This is a genomic window from Bradyrhizobium roseum, from assembly GCF_030413175.1.
Classification (GTDB): Bacteria; Pseudomonadota; Alphaproteobacteria; order Rhizobiales; family Xanthobacteraceae; genus Bradyrhizobium; species Bradyrhizobium roseum.
In genome coordinates, this window is sequence record NZ_CP129212.1 from 5,683,055 (window position 1) to 5,708,515 (window position 25,461).

Consider the following 25,461-nt stretch of genomic DNA (forward strand, 5'->3'; position numbering starts at 1 on the left):
CCCCGTCCCTTTCTGCCTGCCGCCTACAGTGAGAGATGCGCGTCGCGGATGTCCGGCCGCGCATCGAGTTCCGCCATCGTGCCGCCGAAGCAGATCTTGCCGCGCTCGATGATGTAGGCGCGGTCCGAGATCAGCCGCGCGAAATGCAGGTTCTGCTCGGAGACCACGATGCTGACGCCTTCCCGCTTCATCGCGAGGATGGCATCGACCATCTGCTCCACGATCTTCGGCGACAGCCCTTCGGAGGGTTCGTCGAGCAGCACCAGCGACGGGTTGCCCATCAGCGTCCGCGCGATGGTCAGCATCTGCTGCTCGCCGCCGCTCATGCGTCCGCCCGGGCGGTTGCGCATTTCACCGAGGTTGGGAAACAGCGTGAACAGCTTTTCGCGCGTCCATTGCGGCGCGTTGGGCCGCGTCGGCTGGCGGCCGACTTCGAGGTTTTCCTCGACCGTCAGGTCCGTGAAGATGCGCCGCTCTTCCGGCACGTAACCAAGCCCGCCGCGCACGATCGCGTGCGTCGGCTCGCGCGAGACATCCTTGCCCTCGAATACTATCCGTCCCGAGCGGTTCTCGACCAGGCCGACGATGGAGCGGAACGTGGTCGATTTGCCGGCGCCGTTGCGTCCCAACAGCGCGACCACCTCGCCCTCGCCGACTTCGAGCGCGATATCGAACAGGATATGCGCCGGGCCGTAAAAGCTGTTGAGATCGGCGACCTGCAGCTTCATGCGCCGGCTCCCTCGCGGTGGCGTGCGTCGTATACTAGACCTTCGCCGAGATAGATGGCGCGTACCTGCGGGTTGCCGCGGACTTCCGCAGGCGAACCTTCGGCAATCAGGCTGCCGCGGTTGAGCACCAGGATGCGATCGGCATGTTCGAACACCACGTCCATGTCGTGCTCGGTGAACAGCACGCCGATCGATTGCTCGCGGGAGATCCGCGCGGTGAGCCGCATCAGTTCGATCCGCTCGCGCGGCGCCATGCCGGCGGTCGGCTCGTCCATCAGCAACAGTTTCGGCTGGTTGGCGAGCGCGATTGCGAGCTCCAGCCGCTTGAGATCGCCATAGGCCAGCTCGCCGCAGGGCCGCTCGGCATAGGCGCCCATGCCGACGAGATCGAGCAGCCGGCCGGCCTCCTCGCGCGCATAATTCGCGGTCGAGCCCCAGAGATTGAACAATTGCCTGCCATAGGACACCAGCGCGACCTGCACGTTTTCCCGCACCGTCATGGTCGGGAATGTCGCGGTGATCTGGAAGGTGCGCCCGACCCCTAGCCGCCAGACCGCGCGCGGCTTGCGGCCGACGGTTTCCTCGCCGAGCAGGGTGATGCGACCACTGTCCGGCGTGTTCTGGCCGTTGAGCATGTCGAAGCAGGTGCTTTTTCCAGCGCCGTTCGGGCCAATCAACGCCAGGATTTCGCCCGCGCGCAGTTCGAACGACACGCTGCGAACGGCATGGACGCCACCGTAGGATTTGCTGAGGCCCTCGACCGACAGCAATGTGGGGACCGTGCTCATTCGGCGACCTCAATCCGGGAGGTGGCCAGCGCGGCTTTTTTCTCAGGAGACCGCCAGCGATTCCTGATCGTCTCCAGCGTGCCGACGATTCCCTTCGGGAACGCCACCACCATCAGCACGATGAAGCCGCCGAGCACCAGCTTCGACAGATCGGTCTGGCTGACCAGCCAGATGTTGGCCGCCTTGAACACGATGGCACCGATGACCGCGCCGGAAACCGTCTCGACGCCGCCGAGCAGCACCATGACCAGCGCATCGACAGACAGCGAGATGCCGAGGCTGTCGGGAAACACGCTTCCCTTCAGATAGGCAAACAGCGCACCGCCAATGCCCGCAACCGTGCCTGATATGACGAACGCCGTCCATTGCACGCGCTTGCCGTTGATACCGATCGCCTCGCTGCGCAGCGGCGAGTCACGCGTCGCGCGCAACGCAAAACCGAACGGCGAGAACACGATCACCCGCAGCACCGTGACCGCGAGCGCGGCGATACCCAAAGACAGCCAGTAAAAACTGGCCGGGCCCGAGGCCCACTTGTCCGGCCAGACGCCCAGGATGCCGTTGTCGCCGCCGGTTACTGCCACCCACTGGAACGCGATCGACCAGACGATCTGCGCAAAGGCCAGCGTCAGCATCGCAAAATAGACGCCCGAGAGCTGAACGGCGAAGAAGCCGAAAACGGCAGCGCCCAGCAGGCCCAGCAGCGGGCCAAGCAACAGCGAGACGATCATCGGCAGCCCCGCCGCCTTGGCGAGGAAAGCGACGCCATAGGCGCCAAGCCCGAAATAGGCGGCGTGGCCGAACGAGGCGAGCCCGCCGACCGACATCAGGAAGTGCAGGCTGGCGGCAAAGATCACGAAGATCGCGATCTCCGAACCGACCGTCAGCGCATAGTTGCCGGCGAACAGCGGCAGCATGGCGGCCACGGCCAGCGCGCCGAGCGACAGCATGCGCTCACCCGAGGTGAGCGGCCGCCATGGATTGACGGTCAATCCCGGCGTGCGGCGCGCGGCGGCTTCCGGCCTGCCGAACAGGCCCCACGGCCGCACGATCAGCACCACCGCCATGACAAGGAAAACCAGGATGATGGAGATCTTTGGGAAGATGAGAATGCCGAAGGCGTTCAGTTCGGAAACTAGCACGGCGGCGACGAAAGCGCCGATGATGCTACCGAGGCCGCCGATCACCACCACCACGAACACGTCGACGATGATGCGAAGATCCAGCGCGTGATGCACCGCATCGCGCGGGATCTGCAGCGCGCCGCCGAGCGCCGCGAGAAAGACGCCGAGCGCAAACACGCTGGTGAACAGCCATTTCTGATTGACGCCGAGCGCCGCCACCATGTCGCGGTCCTGCGTCGCTGCGCGGACCAGAATTCCCCAACGTGTGCGCTGGAATAGCAGCCAGAGCCCGCCAAGCACGATTGGGCTGAGCGCAATCAGGAACAAATCATAGCTCGGGATATTCTGGCCGAAGAATTCGACCGCCCCCTTGAAGCCGGGCGCGCGGCGGCCGAGCAGATCGTCCGGACCCCAGATCAGCACCACGATATCCTGGACCATCAGCGTGAGGCCGAAGGTCGCCAGCAACTGGAACAGTTCCGGCGCGTGGTAGATCCGCCGCAGCAGCACCATCTCGACCAGCACGCCGACGACGGCAACGATAAGCGCCGCAACGAGGATGCCGCCCCAGAAGCCAAACGCGCCGGCGAAGCGCTCGGTCAGCGTGAACGCGACATAGGCGCCGAGCATATAGAACGCGCCATGGGCAAAATTCACAATCCGCGTCACGCCGAAGATGATGGACAGGCCTGACGCGACCAGGAACAACGACGCCGCGCTGGCGAGACCGGTCAGGAACTGAACGAAGTAGAAGGCCATGGGCGGTCCGGGTTGGTGCAGAACGGGCGTTCATCCTTCGAGACGGCGCTTCGCGCCGCCTCAGGATGAGGTCTTTCTTACCTCGCCCCGCTTGCGGGGAGAGGTCGGATCGCCCTTGCGATCCGGGTGAGGGAGTACAGGCGTATCGATAGTGCACAACTTGGGGAGAGAGCCCCTCACCCCGAGCCTCTCCCCGCGAAGAGCGGGGCGAGGGAGAGGCGTCCTCACTCCTTCGGGCGAAGCTTTCCAACTTCCGCATCGCTCGGCAGATAGTCCGAGCCCTTGCGATAGACGGAATCCACCATCACGCCCTTGCCGTCCTTCAGCGCGGTCTTGCCGACATAGGCGCCAAGCGTCGACTGGTGGTCGATCTTGCGGAAGGTGATCTCGCCGAACGGCGACGGCATCGACAGGCCTTCGGTCGCCGCGATCAGCTTCTCCGGATCGGTCGAATTGGCTTTCGTCAGGATCGCTGCGGCCGCCTTGATGGTCTGGTAGCCGACGATCGAGCCGAGCCGCGGATAGTCGTTGAACTTGGCCTGATAGGCCTTAAGGAACTTGTCATGGTCCGGCGTCTTGATGTCGTACCAGGGGTAACCCGTGACGATCCATCCTTCCGGCGTTTCGTCCTTCAGCGGATCGAGATATTCTGGCTCGCCGGTCAGGAACGACACCACCGCGCGATTCTTGAACAGGCCGCGGGTATTGCCTTCGCGCACGAGCTTGACCAGATCGGCGCCAAAGGTGACGTTAAGGATCGCCTCGGGATTGGCCGCGGCAACCGCCTGCACCACCGGACCGGCGTCGATCTTGCCCTGCGGCGGCCACTGCTCGTCGACCCACTGGATGTCCGGGCGCTTCTCCGACATCAGCTTCTTGAACACCGCGACCGCGGACTGGCCATATTCATAGTTCGGCGCGATCGTCGCCCAGCGCTTGGCGGGCAGCTTGGCCGCCTCTTCCACCAGCATCGCCGCCTGCATGTAGTTCGATGGACGCAGGCGGAAGGTGTAACGATTGCCCTTGGACCAGGTGATGGCGTCGGTCAGCGGTTCGGCTGCCAGGAAGAAAACTTTCTTCTGGTTGGCGAAATCAGAGACAGCCAGACCGATATTGGACAGAAACGTACCGGTCAGCATCGCCACGTTCTCGCTCGACACCAGTTCGTTGGCCGCAGTCTGCGCGTCCGCCGGCTTGCCGCCGTCGTCCTTGGAGATGACGACCAGCTTCTTGCCGTTGATGCCACCGGCCGCATTGATTTCCTCGACCGCGAGTTGCCAGCCCTTGCGATAGGGCTCGGTGAAGGCCGGCAACAGCGAATAGCTGTTGATCTCGCCGATCTTGATCTCGCCCTGCTGCGCCATGGCGTTGCCGGCCATGCCCGCAACCGCGATCGCCAAACCTGCTCCCAGTACGTGTCTACGTCGCATCCCTACCTCCAATAATCTGTGAAATTATCGTAAACCGTCTTCGCCTTTGACTTCCGAAACCGTCAACCCGCCGACGCGCGGCAATGGCCTGCCGCTGTCGGTGACCGCCACCGCGACCATGATCTCGTTGGCACGCGGCGCGTCGTTGATCTGCACTTCCATCCCGTCGAAATGGCTGCGCACGAAGGCTGCGTCCTTGTGCCCGAGTGGAATGTCCAGCGTCGTCCCCGGCCCGCTGCGCTTCTTGGACGACGGGATCAGCGCCGCGCCCTTGCCCAACACCTTGCGCACCGGCGCACCCATCTTGGGATGCAGGATAGCGGCGGCATGTTCGAGTTCGCCGTTTTCGCCGACGGCGGCCGCCTTGCCGTAACTGTGCGCCTTGGCGCCGTCGATGCCGAGGGCTGCGACCGCTCTCTTGGAAAGCAGATCGCCGAGTTCCTCGCCGATTTCAATCAAGGGCGAGAGATCCTCGACGTACCTGCCGGCAAACGGATTTTCGATAACGGCAATCGCCGCTGCCCGCCGTGTCGGCGGCGCGACCTTCTGACCCATCTCGAGATAGGTTTCCTCGACCACCGTGACGATCTTGCGAATGATCGCGCTCATCTGTCAGCCTCGCTCCCGATCAAACACGCGCTACTCCGGCCAGCGCACTGCCACGAAACGCCGGCAGCGCCCTTGCCCTGATCCCTGTTGATCCCACCACGGCCGTCTCGCCTAGTAGACGCAAGGCCGCACCTTCAATCAATCCCGCCGCAAGCAATTGCTGTGCCCGGCCAACCCCTGCGCTCAAGGCTTCGTCGATCTCGTCCGCCGCGAGCGTGCCGACACCGCGCGTGACAAGGCGCCCACCGAGATCGCTGTCGGGCTGCAATTCACTTGCGGGCTGCCGAACAATCCCGGGATGACCGGGCAGATCAACGGCATTGGCGATGACAGTGGCCGCAGCATCGGCCTGCGACGCCGTTTTCGCCAGCACCGTCACCGCGTCGGCGATCCCCAGCGAAAAGCTACGGCCACGCCATCCGCTGGTCGCGATGCCGCGTGCAGGATCGCCGGCCTCGATGCTGATGGTTTGCATCACGCCGCGATGGTCCGGCCGATCCATCAGCCCAACGGCGAACTGTTCGGCGCCGGTCAGATGCAAAGCGATGTCGCCGCCATTGTTGACGTAGGCGCGATCGAGCCGCGCCGCGGCAAGCATGGCGCCGAGAATCTCTTCCGCAACGCTGCCGGCGACGGCGGCCATCGGCGTGATAAATTGCCCGGCCGCAAATGGCACCACCGCCGCATGCATGCGGCGCGCGACGACGCCGCTGAGCGCGCTGCAGGCCGGATCGACAGCCTTTCGAAGCTCGCTCAATTCCTCGCAGAGTTCATCGAGCAAACCGTTGAAGCGCCGCGCCGCGGTCTCGTAGGCGGCGCCTACCTCACCTTCACTCCCCCGCGCCCCGATGATCAGATCGATCGGACCATCCTGCAAATGCAGCCGCTTGCCGTCAGGAAGAAGCGCGATTTGCGGGAACCGCCTCATGCACGCTGTCCCGGCACATACGGCATCGGGCGGGTTTCGGTGGTGTCCCGCAGTGACGCCAGCGGGCGCACGTGATCCATGTGGCCGCCCAGCGCCGCATAATCGGAAAGTTTGAGCGTGAATTCGATCGGCGCCACCAGCGCCGGCGTCGGCACATAGCCGAACGCGCCGGCCGGCATCTGCGTGACGTCGACCATGAAAGTGATGCCGCCGCCGGGCCAGACATACACCGGTGCACCGCCGCTGGTGACACGCGTCAGCGCGTCCTTGACCGAGCGCGTCAGCCGCACCGGATTATCGGTGACCCCTGCACGCAGCGAGCCGCCGGCACCGCCCATGAACAGCACCGTGCAAAGTGCCGGCTCGCAATTCTCCTGGATGCGCTCGACCGAGAATCTCAGATCTGGCGGCATCTGCTTCTCGATCGGCCGTAACGCTTCGTCCAGCTCGTAATAGGCCGCGTGTTCGCCCGTGGTCGAGACCATCAGCATGGTCAGGCCGGGCCGCGCCTCCTTGGGATTGAACGGCCCCAGCACCGACAGCGGATCGGAAATATTGGTGCCGCCCCAGCCGGTGCCGGGATCGGCGACCTGGAAGTAGCGGCCCGGCGTCGAGCGCCGTCCCTTCATCTTGATCCCGGTATCTGGGATATCGAGCAACTTGCCGGCCTGATGTTCCGAGAGAACACCGGTGATGTGGTCATCCACCACCACGACTTCATCGACCTTGCCCAACCACTGCTTGGCGAACATGCCGATGGTCGCCGAGCCGCAGCCCACCCGCATGCGCTCTTCGGCAACGCCATTGACGATGGGGGGATAGCCGGCCTGCACCACAACCGTGGCGCCGCCGTCGATGGTCAGTTCCACTGGCTTGCAGTTGGAGAGGTCCATCAGCGCGTCGCAGGTGACGCGGCCTTCCTTCTTGGATCCGCCGGTCAGGTGATGCACGCCGCCGAGCGAGAGCATCTGCGAGCCGTATTCGCTGGTCGTGACATGGCCGATCATCTCGCCTTCCGCGCGGACGGCTGCGGTTTCCGGGCCGAGATAGCGGTCGGTGTCGATCTTCACCTTGACGCCGCAATAGCTGAAAATGCCTTCGGTCACGACCGTGACCATGTCGACACCATCGACTTCCGAGGACACGATGAAGGGCGCCGGCTTGTAATCGGGATAGGTGGTGCCGGCGCCAATGGCGGTGACGAACACGTCCGGCTGATGGACGATCTTGCCGTCCCAATCGCCGCCGGCCTGGAACGGCACCAGCCGTCCGCCATGCGATACCGTCCGCTCCAGCACGATATGCGGGTCGACGCGCACCAGTTCGCCGTTTTGATTGGCATAGCGATCGCACGCGCCCGCCGCGCCCGGCTTGATGTAGCACATCACCGGACAGGCATCGCAGCGGATCTTGTCGCCACCGGCGACGGTCGCATCGGTCATTGAACAAGCCTGCGGTCGAGAAGGCGCCGAACGGAGCCGCTTCCTCGCAGCCCGTCACTTTGTTCGTATACGAATGATGTTGCTCGCGGACTTGAACGCTGTCAAGCGGGCCCGCAAGCCAAAAATCTTGGCTGCCGCATAATAGCTCATTTGCCTCGCTTCCCTGTTCATAAAGCGAGCAGCGCGCTGCGGCGCGGTTGGCGCGCTTGCACGTTTGTACACAAACGGTATCTTTCGCAGGGCATCCCGCGCACGATTTTGCAGCGCAGCGAGGACTTGGGGACCATGACGCAGAGCACGATGCGCCTGACCGTCAACGGCACGACCAGCGACGTGGTTGCCGCGCCGGATACCGCATTGCTCTATGTGCTGCGCAACGACCTCGCGCTGAACGGACCGAAATATGGCTGCGGGCTCGGCGAATGCGGCGCCTGCGCAGTGCTGATTGATGGCGTCGCGGCGCGTTCCTGCGTGATACCGATCGAGGGCTGCAGCGGCCGCGACATCGTGACGCTCGAAGGTCTCGGCACGCGCGAGCATCCCGACCCCGTGCAGCAGGCCTTCATTCACGAACAGGCGGCGCAATGCGGCTATTGCCTGAACGGCATGATCATCGCGACCAAGGCGCTGTTGTTGCGCTCCCCTCACCCGTCGGACGATGAAGTCATGGAAGCGCTGCGTCATCATCTCTGCCGGTGCGGCGCGCATGTCGAAATCATGCGTGCGGCGATGCGCGCGGCGGGCCGTGCCGTTGAGGCGCAGACGTGATGACGGCACCCGACACGACCGAGGATCGCAGCCGGCCGCAAGGCACGCTGTCCGTCGTCCGCCCCGCCTCGCCCGTCGAGGCCGTCAAGTTCGAGACCTTCATCAAGATCACCGCCGACGGATCGGTCACCGCCTATAATGGCCATGTCGACCTCGGCACCGGCATCCGCACCGCGCTCGGACAGATCGTCGCCGACGAGCTCGATGTGTCCTTTGCGCGTGTCATCGTCGTGCTGGGGGACACTGCGCTCGTCCCCAATCAGGGGGCTACGATTGCCAGCGAGACGATCCAGATCACGGCCGTACCGCTGCGCAAGGCCGCCGCGCAGGCGCGACAGTTTCTGGTCGCACGCGCGGCGGAGCGGCTGGATATTCCTGTCGAAGCACTTGTCATCGAGGACGGCCTGATCCGCGGCAAGGATAATCGCAGCGTCAGCTATGGCGAATTGATCGCAGGCGAGACCATCCGGCTTGAGCTGGCCGATGATGTCCCCGTGAAATCTGTCGGTGCCTACACCATCGTCGGCCAATCCGTGCCGCGCATCGATTTGCCGGCCAAGGCGACCGGCGAACTGGTCTACGTTCACGATATGCGCGTGCCGGGCATGCTGCATGGCCGCGTCGTGCGCCCGCCCTATGCCGGCGTCGATGTCGGCGATTTCATCGGCGACAGCCTGATCGCAGTCGACGAGGCATCGGTCGGCCATATCCCCGGGCTCGTCGCCGTCGTGAGGATCGGCGACTTCCTCGGCGTCGTCGCCGAGCGCGAGGAAAATGCGATCAAGGCGGCGGCGCAGCTCAAGGTAACCTGGAAGCCGGTACCGACGCTGCCCGACCTCAAGGACATCGAGACCGCGCTACGGGCCAACCCATCGACGCCGCGAACGCTGATCGACAAAGGCAATGTCGATGCCGCGATCGCCGGCGCCGCCAAACCGATGTCGCGCACCTACATCTGGCCCTACCAGATGCACGCCTCGATCGGCCCGTCCTGCGCGGTCGCCGACTATCAGGAGGATCTGACGCGGGTCTGGTCCGGGACGCAGAACCCGCACCATCTGCGCACCGAACTGGCACGGCTGATCCATCGGCGCGAAGCCGAGATCGAGGTGATCCGGATGGAGGCCGCCGGCTGTTACGGTCGGAACTGCGCCGACGACGTCACAGCCGACGCGGTATTGTTGTCGCGGGCCGTCGGCCGGCCGGTGCGCGTACAGCTGACGCGCGAGCAGGAGCACGCCTGGGAGCCGAAGGGCACCGCGCAGTTGATGGATGTCAATGGCGGATTGAACGCCGACGGCAGCGTCGCCGGCTACGATTTTGCCACGCGCTATCCATCGAACGGCGCGCCGACGCTGGCGTTGCTGCTCACCGGCGCCGTCCCGCACACGCCCGCCATCTTCGAGATGGGCGACCGCACCGCGATCCCGCCCTACGACTACGACAATCTCCGCGTGGTCGCCCACGACATGCCGCCGATCGTGCGGGCCGCATGGCTGCGCGGCGTCTCGGCGTTGCCGAACACCTTTGCGCATGAATCCTGGATCGACGAATGCGCCAGCGAGGCCGGCGTCGATCCAATCGAATACCGCCTGCGCTTTTTGAAGGATTCTCGCGCCATCGATCTCGTCAATGCGGTGGCCGAACGCGCCGGCTGGAAGCCGCGGCCGGTACGGCAGGAGCCGGAAGCCGAGGGCGACATCGTGCGCGGGCGCGGCTTCGCCTATGCGCTCTACGTCCACAGCAAGTTTCCCGGCTATGGTGCGGCGTGGTCGGCCTGGATCGCCGACGTCGCCGTCAACAAGGCGACCGGCGATGTCAGCGTGACGCGTGTCGTCGCGGGGCAGGATTCCGGGTTGATGATCAATCCGGACGGTGTGCGCCACCAGATCCATGGCAACGTCATCCAGTCGACCAGCCGCGCGCTGATGGAGGAGGTGTCATTCGACCGCACCTCCGTGACGGCGCGCGAATGGGGCGCCTACCCCATCATCAAATTCCCCGAGGTGCCCGACATCGACGTGCTGATGCTGCCGCGGCAGGACCAGCCGCCGCTCGGTGTCGGCGAGTCCGCCTCGGTGCCCAGTGCCGCGGCCATCGCCAACGCTATCTTTGATGCAACCGGGGTTCGCTTTCGCGAATTGCCGTTCACGCCGGAGCGCATTTTGCGAGGGCTGCGCGGCGAGCAGCAGGCGGCGCCGGAGACCTTGCCGCCCCCGGTATCCGCGCCGCAGCTTGAGACCGGCCGATGGTGGAAACCCTTCGCTGAGCACCGCGGCGCAGTCGCCACGGCCGCCGCGCTATGCGCCGCCGCGATCGGTATCGGCGCCGCGGCGCTGCCATGGCGCGCCATTGCGCCGATCGCGAGACCGGACGCGTCAGTTTATTCGGCCGCAACCATCGCCCGTGGCCAGCAACTCGCCGCGCTCGGCGATTGCGCCGTCTGCCACACCTCGGCAAACGGCATCCTCAATGCCGGCGGAAAGCCGCTCGCAACGCCGTTCGGAATCATCCACTCGACCAACATCACGCCGGATGTCGAAACCGGAATCGGCGCGTGGTCCTATCCCGCCTTCGAGCGCGCGATGCGCGAAGGCATTCATCGCGACGGAAGGCATCTCTACCCGGCATTTCCGTACACGCACTTTGCCAAGACCACCGATGCCGACATGCAGGCGCTCTACGCCTATCTGATGGCGCAGCCGGCGGTGCGTGCGGAGACGCCGCAGAACGCGCTGGCGTTTCCGTTCAACCTTCGGCCGCTGATGGCGGGTTGGAACGCGCTGTTCCACAACCCGACCGTGTTCCAGCCTGACCCGGCGAAATCCGAGATCTGGAATCGTGGCGCCTATCTGGTGGAAGGCCTCGGCCATTGCAGCGCCTGCCATTCGCCGCGCAATGCGCTCGGCGCGGAGAAGGCAACCGCCTATCTCGCCGGCGGGTTCGCGGAAGGCTGGGAGGCGCCGGCGCTGACGTCGCTGTCGCAGGCGCCGATCCCGTGGAGCGAGGATGAACTCTACGCCTATTTGCGAACCGGCGAGTCGCGGCTTCACGGCGTTGCTGCGGGACCGATGGCGCCTGTGGTAAAGGAACTGGCGGCGTTGCCGGATTCCGATATCCGCTCGATGGCGGTCTATCTCGCCTCGTTCAACGAGACCTCCATGGATGACGCAGCGCAGCAAGCACGCGCCACGCGACTGGAAACCGCCACCAGCACGCGCGCCACGGCCGCGTCCAGCGTCGGCGCCCGGATCTACCAGGGCGCCTGCGCGGTGTGCCACGAAGTCGGCGGCGCGCCATTGTTCGGCAGCCGGCCATCGCTGGCGCTGAACAGCAATCTGCACAGCACTGCCCCTGACAACCTGATCCAGGTGATCCTGCACGGCATCGCCAAGCCGGCCGCACCCGACCTCGGCTACATGCCGGCCTTCAAGGACAGCCTGACCGACGGCCAAGTGGCGGAACTGGCAGCCTATCTCAGGCGGCAATTTGCTCCGGACAAGCCGGGCTGGACGGGCGTTGAAGCGGCAGTTGGCCGGATCCGGCAGGAATAGCGCGCCGGTCTGCCATGTCCAGGCCAGAACCCACTGGTTGGGCGGCTCCCGGCACGGTAGAGTTCCGCCATGGCAGTGACCGATATTGCATCCCGAACCTATAATCATGGCTGGCGGCTCGACCCGATCGTGCGCAGCCTGCTCGATACCGATTTTTACAAGCTGCTGATGCTGCAGATGATCCGCGATCTCTATCCGGATCAGCAGGTCACCTTTTCGGTCATCAACCGCACCAAGCATGTCCGGCTTGGCGAGATCATCGACGAGGGCGAGCTGCGCGCGCAGCTCGACCATGCCCGCACCATCCGCTTTTCCAAGAAGGAGCTGATCTGGCTCGCCGGTAATACGTTCTACGGCAAGACCCAGATGTTCTCGCCCGACTTCATCCACTGGCTGGCCAATTTCCGCCTGCCCGAATACGAGCTGCGCAAGGTCGACGGCCAGTACGAACTGCACTTCCACGGGCCGTGGACCCACACCACGATGTGGGAGATTCCGGCGCTCGCGATCATGAACGAGTTGCGCTCGCGGCAGGCGACCAAGGGTCAGGGCCGCTTTGTGCTCGACGTGCTCTATGCCCGCGCCAAGGCCAAGCTGTGGTCCAAGGTCGAGCGGTTGCGCAAGCTCGAAGGTCTGCGGCTTTCCGACTTCGGCACCCGCCGCCGCCACGGCCATCTGTGGCAGCGCTGGTGCGTCGAAGCCGTCAAAGAGGGCCTTGGCTCATCGTTCACGGGCACCTCCAACGTGCTGCTGGCGATGGATAACGATCTCGAAGCGATCGGCACCAATGCGCATGAACTGCCGATGGTTGCCGCCGCGCTGGCGGATTCCGACGAGGAGTTGCGCTGGGCGCCCTATCGCATCCTCGACCAGTGGCGGCATACCTATGGCGGCAATCTTTTGATCGCCCTGCCCGACGCCTTCGGCACCAAGCCGTTTTTGCGCGATGCGCCGGACTGGGTCGCCGACTGGACCGGCTTTCGTCCCGACAGCGCGCCACCGATCACGGCCGGCGAGGACATCATCAAATGGTGGAAGCAGAAGGGCCAAGACCCCCGCGAAAAACTTCTGGTGTTCTCCGACGGCATGGATGTCGGCTCGATCGAGGAGACGTACAAGCATTTCTCGGGGCGCGTGCGCATCTCCTTCGGCTGGGGCACCAACCTCACCAATGATTTCGTCGGCTGCGCGCCTGATGGTTCCGCCGATCTCGACCCGATCTCGCTGGTCTGCAAGGTGACGTCGGTCGATGGGCGGCCTGCGGTCAAGCTGTCGGATAATCCCGAGAAGGCCACCGGCAGCCCCTCCGAGGTCGAGCGCTATTTGCGCGTGTTCGGAAATGCCGGCCGCGTCCGTACCGCCGTACACGTCTGAATTTCCAAGTCATCTCAGACCAACATATCTGACGAGCGCCGCATGCCCGCACCCAAGCCGCCTGCTTTCGAAACCCTGAGCCTGCACGCCGGCCAGCGCCCGGACCCCGCCACCGGCGCGCGCGCCGTTCCGATCTATCAGACGACGTCCTACGTGTTCCAGGATTCCGATCACGCCGCGGCGCTGTTCAACCTGGAGCGCGCCGGACACATCTACACGCGTATTTCCAACCCGACGACCGCCGTGCTCGAGGAGCGGCTAGCGGCGCTCGAAGGCGGCGTCGGCGCGATCTGCACCGCGAGCGGCATGGCCGCGCTGCATCTGGCGATCGCGACCATTCTCAATGCCGGCGACCACATCGTCGCCTCCGCCTCGCTCTATGGCGGCACCATCAACCTGCTGGCACATACCCTGCCGCGCTTCGGCATCACCACGACGTTCGTCAAGCCGCGCGCGCTCGATGAGTTTCGTACGGCGATCAAGCCGAACACGCGGCTGATCATCGGCGAGACTATCGGCAATCCCGGGCTCGAAGTGCTCGATATCCCGGCGGTAGCGCAAATCGCGCATGACGCCAAAATTCCGCTTTTGATCGACAACACTTTTGCGACGCCGTTCCTCAGCCGGCCGATCGAGCTCGGCGCCGATCTCGTGATGAACTCCGCAACCAAGTGGATCGGCGGCCATGGCATCGCGATCGGCGGCGTCATCGTCGACGGCGGACGGTTCGACTGGCACGCGTCAGGAAAATTCCCGCAGCTCACCGAGCCCTATGCCGGGTATCACGGCATCGTCTTCGACGAGCAATTCGGCCAGGCCGCCTTCATCATGCGTGCCCGTACGGAAGGTTTGCGCGATTTTGGCGCCTGCCTGTCGCCGACCAATGCGTTCCAGTTGCTGCAGGGCGTCGAGACGCTGGGCGTCCGCATGGAGCGCCATATGAGCAATACGCTCGCGGTGCTGGAGGCCTTGACGGCCAACAAGGCGGTTGAGTGGGTGCTGCACCCGGCGCTGGAGAACCATCCCGACCACCAACTTGCGAAGCGACTGCTTCCGCGCGGCGCGGGATCGATCGTTTCGTTCGGCATCAAGGGCGGTCGCGCGGCCGGTAAGAAATTCATCGAGTCGTTGCGAATGATCAGCCATCTGGCCAATGTCGGCGACGCCAAGACGTTGGTCATTCATCCCGCCAGCACCACGCATCAGCAGATGGACGCCGCACAGTTGAAGGCGGCAGGCATCGGCGAGGAACTGGTGCGGCTGTCGGTCGGCATCGAGACCGTCTCCGACATCATCGACGATCTCGGCCAGGCGCTTCGCGCATCGCAGAAGGTTTGAGCCATGCAGCTTTCCGTAAATGGTGTTGACACGTTCGTGGCCACCGGCGGCCGGCCATTCGATCCCTCGCTGCCTGCCGTGGTGCTGCTGCACGGCGCAGGCTTCGATCATTCGACCTGGGCGCTGCACAGCCGCTGGTTCGCGCATCATGGCTATTCCGTGCTGGCGCCGGACTTGCCGGGACATGGCCGCTCGTCCGGCAAGCCGCTGCCGACCATCGCCGACATGGCCGACTGGACTGCCGCGCTGCTCGACGCCGCCGGCGCGCCGAAAGCCAGGCTGGTCGGGCATTCGATGGGATCGCTGATCGCGCTGGAGACCTCCGCGCGACATCCCGACAAGGTCTCAGGCCTCAGCCTGATCGGCACGGCCGCGACGATGACGGTGGGGCCCGATCTGCTCAAGGCGGCGGAGGCCAACAGCCCCGATGCCTTCGACATGGTTTCGATCTGGGGCCTCGGCTTCAAGGCCGAACTCGGCGGCAGCCTCGCGCCGGGACTCTGGATGCATCAGGGCGCGCAGCGCGTGCTGCAGCAGACGCGGCCCGGCGTGCTCTACAACGACCTCAACGCCTGCAACGCCTATCAGAACGCGCTCGCCGCGGCCGCGCAGGTGAAGGTGCCTACGACGTTCATCCTCGGCGAGCGCGATATGATGACTCCCGCGAAGGCCGGCAAGACGCTGGCGGCGGCGACGCCGAATTCGCGCACCGTGGTAGTGCTTGGCGCCGGCCACATGATCATGGCCGAGGCACCGGACGAGTTGCTGGCGGCGTTACAACAGTAACAGCATAGAGTGCCGCTTCTTCCCTTCTCCCCTTGTGGGAGAAGGTGGCGCGAAGCGCCGGATGGGCTTACTCTCGAGCGGCGGGCTTCCTTTCCACCGGATGTATATCAATGCCGCGCAGCCTTCCCATCCGCAGCACGTCCATCGCCAGCGTGCGTCCGATCCGGTCGCGGTCCAGCGCGCGGATCAAATCGTCGACGCCGTTGATCTCGACGCCGTCAAGTTTGATTACCACGTCGCCCGGCAGCAGGCCTGCCTTCGCGGCCGGGCTGTCCGGCTCGATCTGCGCCAGCAACGCGCCCATCGTGTTGTCGACGCCGGCGACCACCGCATGGCGACGCGGGATCGGCGCGGTCTGGCCGGCGACGCCGATGAAGGCGCGGCGGACGTAGCCGTGACGGATGATCTCGGACAGCACGAACTGCGCGGTGTTGCTGGCAACCGCGAAGCAGATGCCCTGCGCACCGCTGATGATCGCGGTGTTGATGCCGATCACTTCCGCCGCCGACGACACCAGAGGTCCGCCGGAATTGCCGGGGTTGAGCGCGGCATCGGTCTGGATGACGTCCTCGATGGTCCGTCCGCTCACCGAGCGGATCGAACGGCCAAGCGCCGACACCACGCCGGCGGTCACCGTCGATTCAAATCCCAGCGGATTGCCGATCGCTACTACCAGCTGGCCGCGGCGCAGGCTCTTGGAATTGCCGAGCGAAGCATAGCGCAGATCGCGCGCGCCGTCGGCCCGCAGCAATGCGAGGTCGGTGTCGGGATCGACGCCGAGCACGTGCGCGTCGGTGACAAAGCCTTCGGTGTCGCGCAGCCTGATCTCTTTCGACGATCCGACCACATGGCTGTTGGTCAGCACCAAGCCATCGGGCGAAATGACGATGCCCGAGCCAAGTCCGCCGCGCTCGCGCGCGGAGCGCACCTTCGGTCCGGTTTCGACGCGCACAACGGCAGGCCCGACGCGGGACGTCACGCCGATCACGGCGTGGGAATAGGCGTCAAGCAGCGCCTGGTCGTCTGCAGGGGTGGGTTCGGGAGCCGGCGACGGGGCGTCGCCGGAAATATCTGAGGTAAAATCCAGCATGGCGAGTTTCCTTCGGCCTCACCAAATGGTGGCCTTGGCGCGTCCTCGCAAGAGCCTTGGCGTGCGCGCAGGGCTGCCCTGCCTGCTATTGCGCCCGTCTCAGCGTCCCCGCGCGAGCCTTGACGGGATCGAGCAGCGACCAATCGCCTTGTTCCAGTGCGTAGCCTTTCGGGAACGGTGCGCGCAGCTCGAGCCCGAGCGAGCGCAGCACGCGGTCGTCGCGGTAGTAGCATTGCAGGACGACGCGGACGAGCGTCGCCGCCGCGGCCCCGCCGGTGGCGCGGAACTCTGTCGCGACCGTATCGCGTTTTGCGGAATTCAGTTCGGCCAGCGGCCGGCCCGCCAGCCGCGCGAGATGATCGAGCGCTTGCCTCACCAGCGCCGTATCGCGGCCGAGCGTCGCCAGCATGTCGGCCTGGATGGCGGGATCGTCCGCGCCGGGCACCTTGTACTCGTCGCTGGCGGGAATGATCATCGCGGCGACGGTGCGGAGATCGTCGCGTTGGGCTGGGGTCAGTTCATTGGTTGCGGACATGGCGGTCTCAATCAAACAGGTTGGCAAGGCGTTGCTTCATCTGGTCGGCGACGTAGAGCGCGATCGCCTGGATGGTCGAGGTCGGGTTCACGCCGCCTGACGTCACGAACACGCTGCCGTCGACGATGAAGAGATTCTTCACGTCGTGCGAACGGCCCCATTCATTGACCACCGAGCGTGCGGGATCGGTCCCCATGCGCGCCGTGCCGAGCAGATGCCAGCCGCCCCATGGGATCGGGTCGTTGATGCATAGGTCGGTCGCACCGGCGGCTTCAAGAATCTCCCGGCCGCGCGCCAGTCCGTGCTCCATCATTTTCCGGCTGTTCGCGCTGATCGTGTAGTCGATCTTCGGCGCGGGGATGCCGTGACTGTCCTTCAGTACGGGGTCGAGCGTGACGCGGTTGTGCTCTTCCGGCAGGTCCTCGCAGATCGCGGAGACCGCAAGACGATGGCCGTTGAGCCGGCGAAACACGCGGTGATGATCCGCGCCCCACGGCAAAATGCCCTTCTGCTCGCTCGCGACCGCTTCGAACACGGGTCCTGCGCCGCGGCCGAACTGGATGCCGTAGCCGCGGACGAAGCCGCGCGACAGATCGGTGTCGTAGAACTCCTTGCTCCAGAGGCAGGTCGGCGGCGCGCGGTTGGAATCCGTAAGCTCCTTCACAAAGCCGTAGATCTGCGCATAGGGATGGAACATCAGGTTCTTGCCGACCAGGCCGGACGAATTGGCAAGCCCGTTCGGAAAGCGGCCGGAGACCGAGTTCAGCAGCAGCCGCGGCGTGCCGACGCCATTGCAGGCGATGATGACGACCTCAGCCGGCTGGAACTGCTCGACGCCGTCCTTGTCGTAGTAGACGACGCCCGAGGCCATGCCGTGCTCGTTGGTCAGGATTTCGCGCACACGGCAGTGCGTCTTGAGTTCGACGCCGGCGCGGATCGCGTGCGGCCAATAGGTGATGTCGGTCGAGGCCTTCGCACCCTGCGCGCAGGCCGGCGTGCAATGGCCGAGATTGATGCAGCGCGCCCTGCCCTCGTAATCCATCGTCGCCACCGTCGTGTCCGACGGCCACCAGTGCCAGCCGAGCTTGTTCATGGCGTTGCCGATCAGCGGACCGGAGAGCCCGAGCGGCTGCGGCGGCATCGGCGGGTGCGTGAGCGGCGACAGCGGATCGCCTGATAGCCCTGAGACGCCCATCATCCGGTCGTTCTCCTCGAAGAACGGGGTGAGCGCGTCGTAGTCGATCGGCCAGTCGTCGGCGACGCCGTCCAGCGTCTTCACCTTGAAGTCGGATGGATGCAGGCGCGGCCAGTGCGCGGTATACATCACGGTCGAGCCGCCGACGGCGTTGAAGTTCACCACCTTGATCGGCGAGTTGTCGTCGTTGATCGGATAGTCCTCGGGCCGGCCGCGGATATTCGGGCTGGTCGACCAGTCGCCATAAAACTTCGCCTCCCAGTCGCGCCCGGTGCTGGGATATTCCGATGGGTTCATCCAGCCGCCCTGGTCGAGGCAAAGAATGTGCATCTTGGTGTCGGCCAGACTCCACGCCACGGCGGCACCGGATGCGCCGGCGCCGATGATCAGGACGTCAACGGGATCGTGCTTGGTCATTCTCGTTACCTGACTATCCTTACCGGCAGCGTGCGAATGCCGCGAATAAAATTCGAATACAGCCGCTGCGGCGGACTGACGATCTCAAAACGAAGGTCGCGGTTCAATACTTCCTCCCAGAGGATGCGGATTTGTTGTTCGGCGAGGCGGTCGCCGACGCAGCGGTGGACGCCGGCGCCGAAGGCCAGATGCTGGCGCGGCTTGGGGCGGTCGATGATGAATTCGTCGGCGCGATCGATCTTGCTCTCGTCGCGGTTGCCGGAGATGTACCACATCACGACCTTGTCGCCCCGAGCGATCCTCCGGCCGGCCAGCTCGACATCGTTGCGTGCAGTGCGGCGCATGTGCAGCACCGGTGTCTGGTAGCGGATCGTCTCCGACACGAGGTTCGGAATCAGATCGCGCCGTGCCCGCACCAGTTCGAACTGCTCGGGATTCTCCACCAGCGCCATCAGCCCGCCGCTCATCGAATTGCGGGTGGTGTCATTGCCCCCGACGATCAAGAGCCCGATCGTGCCTATGAACTCCCGCGCCTGCAGGTCTCGCGTCGCGGGCGAATGGGCCAGCATCGAGACCAGGTCGAAGGTCGGCGGGGCATCGGCGCGTACATTCCACAATTTGCGGAAATATTCGCCCATCTTCAGCATCTCATCATAACGCTCGTCTTCCGAGCGCACCACGGCGTCGGGCGAATCGACATTGGCGATGGCTACATCGGACCACCAGCTCAGCTTCATGCGGTCTTCCCAGGGGAAATCGAACAGCGTCGCCAGCATCATGTTGGTAAGATCGGTCGAAACCCGCTCGGCCCAGTCGAAAGTCTCGTTGCGCGGCAAGGCATCCAGCACGTCGCAGGTTCGCTCGCGGATCAACGCCTCGAAATTGGCGAGATTCGACGGCGCCACGATCGGCGCGACCGTGCGCCGTTGCGCGGTATGGCCCGGCGGGTCCATACGGATGAAGCTGGTACGCTCCTGGCCCTTCGGCTGGTCGGCCACCTGAATACCGCCAAGCTCCGAGCTCGACGAAAAGTTCTCGTGGTCGAGTTCGATCGCAAAAATGTCGTCGTAGCGCGTCACCGACCAATACGGTCCGAACGGAGAAGCCTCGCAATAATGCACGGGGTCGTCGCGGCGCAATCGCTCGAACAGCGGCCGCCAGGTGTCGTCCTGATACAGATGGGGATCGCTGACGTCGATTGACGTCAGCCTGCGTTGTGCCGCCATGGCCATCGCTTGCCTCCCCCCTCCTACCGTCGCCGCCTTGCGGGCGATCTGAAGCTGGACGATACGGGTAGATGCGGTCGCGAGTAAAGCCAGCCGGAATTGCCGGCGGCAAACCTGCAACCCTGCCACGCGTCCGCGCAGGGTTTGTCCCGCGGCGCGAGAGCGGGTAGCTTTAACAGAATTCAGAAACAGGGGAGCGACGCCAATTCCGGACCTCGACGCGATCATCATCGGCGCCGGCCTGTCCGGCATGTACCAGCTCTACCGCCTACGCGAACCAGGCCTGCGGGTGCGCGTGTTCGAGGCCGGTACCGAGGTCGGCGGCACCTGGTACTGGAACCGCTATCCCGGGGCGCGCTTCGATTCCGAGAGCTATTCCTACGGCTACTCCTTCTCCAAGGAGCTGTTGCAGGAATGGGAGTGGTCGGAGCATTTTGCCGGCCAGCCGGAAACCTTGCGCTATTGCAAATATGTCGCAGACAAGTTCGACCTGCGCCGCGACATTCAGTTCGAGAGCCGCGTCACGGCCGCCGTGTACGAGGAAGAAACACGAAGCTGGACCATCACGCTGGAGGACGGCAGCCGCTTCAGTTCGCGCTTCCTGATTACCGCGATCGGGCCGCTTTCCACGCCCACCCTGCCCCGGATCGAGGGACGCGACGACTTCAAGGGCCCGTCGTTTCACACCGCGCGCTGGCCCAAGGAGCCGGTGGATTTCGCCGGCAAGCGTGTCGCGGTGATCGGCACCGGCGCGACCGGTATCCAGACCATCCAGACCATCGCGAGCCAGGTCGGACATCTCACCGTATTCCAGCGTACGGCCAATTGGGCGGCACCGCTGCACAACGGCAAGATCGACGCCGAGACCCAAGCCAAGATCAAGGCCGGCTATCCAGAGATTTTTGCGCGCTGCCGCGAGACCTTTGCCTGCTTCATGCATACGCCCGATCCGCGTGGCGCGTTCGAGGTCTCCGACGAGGAGCGCGAGGCCAATTATGAAAAACTCTACGGCGAGCGCGGCTTCGGCATCTGGGTCGGCAATTTCAACGACATTCTGACCGATCGCAAGGCTAACGCGACGATCTCCGATTTCGTCGCGCGCAAGATCCGGCAGCGGGTGAAGAACCAGGCCGTGGCCGAAAAGCTGATTCCGAAGAATCACGGCTTCGGCACCCGCCGGTTGCCGCTCGAGACCTTTTATTACGAGGTCTATAACCAGGACAATGTCGAGCTGGTCGACATCAAGGCAACGCCGATCGAGCGCATCACACCCAATGGCATCAAGACCAGCGAGAAGGAATACGAGTTCGATATCATCATCTATGCGACGGGGTTCGACGCTATCACCGGCAGTTTTGACAAGATCGATTTTCGTGGGGCTGGCGGCGCGCGACTGAAGGACAAGTGGAAACGCGGGCCGGAGACCTATCTCGGCATCATGGTGCATGAATTCCCCAACATGCTGATGCTGATGGGGCCGCACACCGCGCTTGGCAATATCCCGCGCAGCATCGAGTACAGCGTCGACTGGGTCACCGGGCTGATCTCGTTCGCGATGCAAAAGAAACTGACGCGGCTGGAGGCGACGCCGGATGGCGTGAAATCCTGGACCGACCACGTCAAGGCGCTTGGCGAGGGGATGCTGTCGAACGAGGTCGATTCCTGGATGACCGGCATCAATTCCAACGTCGAGGGCAAGCAGACCCGCATCGTCGCCCGCTATAGCGGCAGCGCACCGGCGTATCGGGCGAGGTGCGATGAGGTTGCGGCGAAGGGCTATGAGGAGTTGAGGCTGGGGTAGCTTCACATATCCCGGCGCGTAATTGCGTACCTGAGGGCGTGCGCTGCATGGTGGGCACGGCGCAATAGCGCCCCTCCACGCTTGCCGTCATTCCGGGGCGCGACGAAGTCGCGAACCCGGAATCCATCTCGCCGCACGCTTTGTGGTGTATTGGATTCCGGGTTCGCGCTGCGCACGCCCCGGAATGACGAAGCCACTCACCACGCATCGATACACGGCCGCTTCCTCGTCGTGCGCGCTTCCGGCTTCGGCACGGAACGCAGGCCTGACATGACCCAGTGCCTCGTATCGGCGGGATCGATTACCTCGTCGATCTCCAGCACCGAGGCAATCGAGACCGCCTTGCCGTTGGCATAGAGTTCGGCGACCTTGGCCTGGTAATAGGCCTCGCGCTCGTCGGCGTCCTCGATCGCTTCCATCTCCTTGCGGAAACCGAGCCGGACATAGCCTTCCAGCCCCATGCCGCCGAACTCGCCGGTCGGCCACGCCACCGTGAAGAACGAGGCGTGAAAGCCGCCGCCGATCATCGCCTGCGCGCCGAGGCCGTAGCCCTTGCGCAGCACGATACCGAACAGCGGCACGGTGAGGCTGGCGCCAGTCACAAACATCCGCGCGACATGGCGCACGATCGCGGTCTTTTCGGCCTCGGGACCGACCATGAAGCCCGGCGTATCGCACAACGACACGATCGGGATGTCGAAGGCGTCGCAGAGCTGCAGGAAGCGCGCGGCCTTGTCGCCCGCCGGCGCATCGATCGCGCCACCGAGATGTTTTGGATTGTTGGCGATCAAGCCGAACGGCTTGCCCTCGATCCGGATGAACGCGGTGATCATGCCGACGCCGAAGTCGCGGCGAATTTCCAGCACCGAGCCGTCATCCGCCAGCAAGTCGATCACGTTTCGGATATCGTACACCCGCAGGCGATTTTCCGGGATCGCCCGCCGCAGCAGGCGCTGGTCCGGCGCCTTCCAGTCCGTGACGGCGCCCTGGAAGTACGACAGATATTTTTGCGCCGCGGCGGTCGCTTCCGCCTCATCCTCGACCAGAATGTCGATGACGCCGTTCGGCGACTGGAACGACACCGGCCCGACTTCGGCGGGATGATAGACGCCGAGGCCACCGCCCTCGATCATCGCGGGCCCGCCCATGCCGATCGAGGCGTTTCTCGTCGCGATGATCACGTCGCAGCAGCCGAGCATCGCGGCATTGCCGGCAAAGCAATAGCCGGAGACGATGCCGATGACCGGCACCAGGCCCGAGAGCTTTGCGAACTGCACGAAGGAAGGCCCGTCGAGGCCGGTCATGCCGAGCCGGTCGGTGTCGCCGGGGCGGCCACCGCCGCCTTCGGCATAGAACACCAGCGGCAGCCGCCACTGCTCGGTCAGGCTCAGCATGCGGTCGATTTTCTTGTGGTTCATGTGGCCCTGGGTGCCGGCCAACACGGTGTAGTCGTAGGAGATCACCATGCAGCGGGCGGCATCCGCGCCGAATTTTTTCGCGTTCACGGTGGCGACGCCGGAAATCAAGCCGTCGGCCGGCGTGTTGCGAATGAGATCATCGACCGTGCGCCGCCGCCGCTGGGCGGCGATTGCCAGCGATCCGTATTCGACGAAAGAGCCGTCGTCGACAAGATCGGCGACGTTCTCGCGCGCGGTGCGCTGGTTGGTCTTGCGGCGGCGCTCGACCGAGGCCGGGCGATTTTCGTCGAGCGTGATGGCGTGGCGCTCGATCAGTTCGGCGAGATCGGGGCGAATGTGGTCGAGATCGAACTCCTCCTCCTCGGCAATATCATGGGCGTCGATCTCGGCGGGCTCCAGATAGAGGATTGCCTCGTCCTGCATCAACGTCGCGCCGGCCTCGCCGACCACACTTGTCACCCTGCCGCCATGCGGCGCAGTCACCAGATGCTCCATCTTCATGGATTCCAGCACGGCGATCTGCTGGCCGGGACGGACGAGATCTCCTTCCTGGACGTCGATCGACACAATCGTGCCCTGCAACGGCGCCGGCACCGAGACCGAACCGGCCGGCCCGGTTGCCGATGCTGCGACCGCAAGCGCGAGCGTGTCATCATCGGCGTCGGCGGCATCACTGGATTCGCTCAGCGCTGTCTCGGCGGTCGGCTCGGCCGTCCTGCTGGCCGCGCCGACGAGATCGGCAACATGGGCCTCGATGAAGCCGGTGCTGACCCGGTTTTCGACAAAATCCGGGTGCGCCAAAATCGCCGTCAGGAATGGAATATTGGTGGCGACACCGCCGATCCGGAACTCACGCAGGGTGCGCGACGCCTTGTGCACGACGTCGCCCCACTCGCCGCCGGCCGAATGCACGATGACCTTGGCGAGCAGCGAGTCGAAGGCCGAACTGGTCCGGTAACCCGAGTAACCGAACGTGTCGACGCGAACGCCCGGACCGGACGGCAGGTCGAACAGCGTCAGCGTACCGCCGGTGGGCCTGGTCCCGCCGGCCTCGTCCATCACCTCCATGTTGACGCGAAGCTGCATCGCAAAGCCGCGCGGCTTCGGGATATAGCCCTGCGCCAGCCCGAGCGACCCCAGCGTGGCGCCGGCCGCGACCGCAAGCTGCGATTGCACGAGATCCAGGCCCAACACCTCCTCGGTGACGGTATGCTCGACCTGCAGCCGCGGATTAGCCTCGATGAAGGCGAACGCGTGTTCGCTGGTTCTGGCGTCCTTATCGACAAGGAATTCGAAGGTGCCGAGATTATCGTAGTTGGCCGCCGCTGCGAGTTCCTTGGCGGCTTCGATGATGCGCCCCCTCAGCGCGTCGTTCAGCGACGGGCTCGGCGCGACCTCGATGAGCTTCTGATTGCGGCGCTGGATGGTGCATTCGCGCTCCCAGAGATGACTGATCGCACCAAAGTGGTCGCAGATGATCTGCACCTCGATGTGGCGGGCGTTGCGGATCAGGCGTTCGACATAGACACCGTCGCTGCCAAAGGCGGCCATCGCCTCGGACTGGCAGCGCACATACGCCTCCTCCAGCTTCGACGCGTCGGAGACGATGCGCATGCCGCGGCCGCCGCCACCGGCGATCGCCTTGATCATGATGGCGCCGTGCTCGCCCAGTGATTCGAGGAAGGCCCGCGCCTCGTCCAGGCTCGTCGGTCCAATGGTGCCGTCGATCACGGGCACGCCGCATTGTTTCGCCAGTGCCTTGGCTTGCGCCTTGTCGCCGAATAGCTCGAGCGCCTCCGGCGACGGCCCGACAAAGACGATGCTTTCCTCGATGCAACGCCGGGCCAGCGCGGCGTTCTCGCTGAGGAAACCGTAGCCCGGGTGCACGGCGTCGCATCCGGTGGCCTTGGCCGCCGCGATCACGGCCTCGATGTCGAGATAGGCTCTCGGGCCACGACCCGGGATTTCATGGGCGGCGTCGGCGGCGCGGACATGCATCGACTGCGCATCGTCGGTGGAATAGATCGCGACCGAAGCGAGCCCGACGTCGCCCGCGGCGCGCGCGATTCGAATGGCGATCTCGCCACGGTTGGCGATCAGCAATCTATGGAAGGACATCGACGTTTCCGTTCGGGCACCAAAGCGAAATGA

At 64.7% G+C, this 25,461-nt stretch carries 18 protein-coding genes; 6 read left to right on the plus strand and 12 right to left on the minus strand.

Going from position 1 to position 25,461, the window contains the following annotated elements:
* Window positions 1-23: 23 nt before the first annotated feature.
* From QUH67_RS26905 to QUH67_RS26935, 7 genes are all read right to left on the minus strand, one after another.
* Window positions 24-728, minus strand: a complete 705-nt coding sequence (locus QUH67_RS26905) for an ABC transporter ATP-binding protein (RefSeq protein WP_300942415.1) — start codon at window positions 726-728, stop codon at window positions 24-26.
* Window positions 725-1,516, minus strand: coding sequence for an ABC transporter ATP-binding protein (locus QUH67_RS26910; RefSeq protein WP_300942417.1), 792 nt, complete (start codon window positions 1,514-1,516; stop codon window positions 725-727). Before QUH67_RS26910 ends, QUH67_RS26905 begins: the two co-directional genes overlap by 4 nt.
* Window positions 1,513-3,399 (minus strand): ABC transporter permease, encoded by a 1,887-nt coding sequence (locus QUH67_RS26915; RefSeq protein ID WP_300942419.1) that lies wholly within the window; start codon window positions 3,397-3,399, stop codon window positions 1,513-1,515. Before QUH67_RS26915 ends, QUH67_RS26910 begins: the two co-directional genes overlap by 4 nt.
* Before the next feature lie 224 nt (window positions 3,400-3,623).
* Complete coding sequence (locus tag QUH67_RS26920) at window positions 3,624-4,829, minus strand: ABC transporter substrate-binding protein (RefSeq protein ID WP_300942420.1); 1,206 nt, start codon at window positions 4,827-4,829, stop codon at window positions 3,624-3,626.
* Window positions 4,830-4,853: 24 nt separating this feature from the next.
* Window positions 4,854-5,438, minus strand: a complete 585-nt coding sequence (locus QUH67_RS26925; RefSeq protein ID WP_300942421.1) for an amino acid synthesis family protein — start codon at window positions 5,436-5,438, stop codon at window positions 4,854-4,856.
* Window positions 5,439-5,457: 19 nt separating this feature from the next.
* Complete coding sequence (locus tag QUH67_RS26930; RefSeq protein WP_300942422.1) at window positions 5,458-6,366, minus strand: UPF0280 family protein; 909 nt, start codon at window positions 6,364-6,366, stop codon at window positions 5,458-5,460.
* The gene (locus tag QUH67_RS26935; RefSeq protein ID WP_300942424.1) at window positions 6,363-7,808 is read right to left on the minus strand and encodes a 6-hydroxynicotinate reductase; all 1,446 of its coding nucleotides are present in this window, start codon (window positions 7,806-7,808) and stop codon (window positions 6,363-6,365) included. Before QUH67_RS26935 ends, QUH67_RS26930 begins: the two co-directional genes overlap by 4 nt.
* A gap of 285 nt (window positions 7,809-8,093) precedes the next feature.
* Between QUH67_RS26935 and QUH67_RS26940 the strand changes: the two genes are divergently transcribed.
* From QUH67_RS26940 to QUH67_RS26960, 5 genes are all read left to right on the plus strand, one after another.
* Complete coding sequence (locus QUH67_RS26940; RefSeq protein WP_300942425.1) at window positions 8,094-8,576, plus strand: (2Fe-2S)-binding protein; 483 nt, start codon at window positions 8,094-8,096, stop codon at window positions 8,574-8,576.
* Window positions 8,576-12,130, plus strand: a complete 3,555-nt coding sequence (locus tag QUH67_RS26945) for a molybdopterin cofactor-binding domain-containing protein (protein ID WP_300942426.1) — start codon at window positions 8,576-8,578, stop codon at window positions 12,128-12,130. The genes QUH67_RS26940 and QUH67_RS26945 overlap by 1 nt, the downstream gene beginning before the upstream one ends.
* Window positions 12,131-12,199: 69 nt before the next feature.
* A complete protein-coding gene (gene pncB, locus QUH67_RS26950) occupies window positions 12,200-13,504 on the plus strand; it encodes a nicotinate phosphoribosyltransferase (RefSeq protein ID WP_300942427.1) in 1,305 nt (434 codons plus the stop codon).
* A gap of 42 nt (window positions 13,505-13,546) precedes the next feature.
* Window positions 13,547-14,842, plus strand: coding sequence for an O-acetylhomoserine aminocarboxypropyltransferase (locus QUH67_RS26955; RefSeq protein WP_300942428.1), 1,296 nt, complete (start codon window positions 13,547-13,549; stop codon window positions 14,840-14,842).
* A gap of 3 nt (window positions 14,843-14,845) precedes the next feature.
* A complete protein-coding gene (locus QUH67_RS26960) occupies window positions 14,846-15,628 on the plus strand; it encodes an alpha/beta fold hydrolase (RefSeq protein WP_300942429.1) in 783 nt (260 codons plus the stop codon).
* Between the two features lie 67 nt (window positions 15,629-15,695).
* On the opposite strand, the gene QUH67_RS26965 is transcribed toward QUH67_RS26960, so the two are convergent.
* From QUH67_RS26965 to QUH67_RS26980, 4 genes are all read right to left on the minus strand, one after another.
* A complete protein-coding gene (locus QUH67_RS26965; RefSeq protein WP_300942430.1) occupies window positions 15,696-16,718 on the minus strand; it encodes a S1C family serine protease in 1,023 nt (340 codons plus the stop codon).
* An 85-nt stretch (window positions 16,719-16,803) separates the two neighbouring features.
* Window positions 16,804-17,253 (minus strand): hypothetical protein, encoded by a 450-nt coding sequence (locus QUH67_RS26970; protein WP_300942432.1) that lies wholly within the window; start codon window positions 17,251-17,253, stop codon window positions 16,804-16,806.
* Between the two features lie 7 nt (window positions 17,254-17,260).
* Window positions 17,261-18,865 (minus strand): GMC family oxidoreductase, encoded by a 1,605-nt coding sequence (locus QUH67_RS26975; protein ID WP_300942434.1) that lies wholly within the window; start codon window positions 18,863-18,865, stop codon window positions 17,261-17,263.
* Between the two features lie 5 nt (window positions 18,866-18,870).
* Entirely contained in the window at window positions 18,871-20,097 is a 1,227-nt protein-coding gene (locus QUH67_RS26980) for a cytochrome P450 (RefSeq protein ID WP_300942436.1), read from the minus strand.
* 223 nt (window positions 20,098-20,320) lie between these two features.
* Here QUH67_RS26980 and QUH67_RS26985 point away from each other — a divergent pair, with 223 nt between their 5' ends.
* Window positions 20,321-21,892, plus strand: coding sequence for a flavin-containing monooxygenase (locus QUH67_RS26985; protein WP_407080480.1), 1,572 nt, complete (start codon window positions 20,321-20,323; stop codon window positions 21,890-21,892).
* Window positions 21,893-22,089: 197 nt separating this feature from the next.
* Here the strand turns inward: QUH67_RS26985 and QUH67_RS26990 are convergent, their stop codons facing one another.
* On the minus strand, window positions 22,090-25,428 hold the full coding sequence (locus QUH67_RS26990) for a carboxyl transferase domain-containing protein (RefSeq protein WP_300942438.1): 3,339 nt from the start codon (window positions 25,426-25,428) through the stop codon (window positions 22,090-22,092).
* Between the last annotated feature and the right edge of the window lie 33 nt (window positions 25,429-25,461).

Bases quoted from the DNA above. Each gene is read 5' to 3' on its own strand.
- QUH67_RS26930 (WP_300942422.1), bottom strand. From the start codon at position 6,366: ATGAGGCGGTTCCCGCAAATCGCGCTTCTTCCTGACGGCAAGCGGCTG.
- QUH67_RS26920 (WP_300942420.1), bottom strand. From the start codon at position 4,829: ATGCGACGTAGACACGTACTGGGAGCAGGTTTGGCGATCGCGGTTGCG.
- QUH67_RS26965 (WP_300942430.1), bottom strand. From the start codon at position 16,718: ATGCTGGATTTTACCTCAGATATTTCCGGCGACGCCCCGTCGCCGGCT.
- QUH67_RS26940 (WP_300942425.1), top strand. From the start codon at position 8,094: ATGACGCAGAGCACGATGCGCCTGACCGTCAACGGCACGACCAGCGAC.
- QUH67_RS26970 (WP_300942432.1), bottom strand. From the start codon at position 17,253: ATGTCCGCAACCAATGAACTGACCCCAGCCCAACGCGACGATCTCCGC.
- QUH67_RS26990 (WP_300942438.1), bottom strand. From the start codon at position 25,428: ATGTCCTTCCATAGATTGCTGATCGCCAACCGTGGCGAGATCGCCATT.
- QUH67_RS26980 (WP_300942436.1), bottom strand. From the start codon at position 20,097: ATGGCCATGGCGGCACAACGCAGGCTGACGTCAATCGACGTCAGCGAT.
- QUH67_RS26935 (WP_300942424.1), bottom strand. From the start codon at position 7,808: ATGACCGATGCGACCGTCGCCGGTGGCGACAAGATCCGCTGCGATGCC.
- QUH67_RS26945 (WP_300942426.1), top strand. From the start codon at position 8,576: ATGACGGCACCCGACACGACCGAGGATCGCAGCCGGCCGCAAGGCACG.
- QUH67_RS26955 (WP_300942428.1), top strand. From the start codon at position 13,547: ATGCCCGCACCCAAGCCGCCTGCTTTCGAAACCCTGAGCCTGCACGCC.
- QUH67_RS26975 (WP_300942434.1), bottom strand. From the start codon at position 18,865: ATGACCAAGCACGATCCCGTTGACGTCCTGATCATCGGCGCCGGCGCA.
- QUH67_RS26960 (WP_300942429.1), top strand. From the start codon at position 14,846: ATGCAGCTTTCCGTAAATGGTGTTGACACGTTCGTGGCCACCGGCGGC.
- QUH67_RS26910 (WP_300942417.1), bottom strand. From the start codon at position 1,516: ATGAGCACGGTCCCCACATTGCTGTCGGTCGAGGGCCTCAGCAAATCC.
- QUH67_RS26915 (WP_300942419.1), bottom strand. From the start codon at position 3,399: ATGGCCTTCTACTTCGTTCAGTTCCTGACCGGTCTCGCCAGCGCGGCG.
- pncB (WP_300942427.1), top strand. From the start codon at position 12,200: ATGGCAGTGACCGATATTGCATCCCGAACCTATAATCATGGCTGGCGG.
- QUH67_RS26905 (WP_300942415.1), bottom strand. From the start codon at position 728: ATGAAGCTGCAGGTCGCCGATCTCAACAGCTTTTACGGCCCGGCGCAT.
- QUH67_RS26925 (WP_300942421.1), bottom strand. From the start codon at position 5,438: ATGAGCGCGATCATTCGCAAGATCGTCACGGTGGTCGAGGAAACCTAT.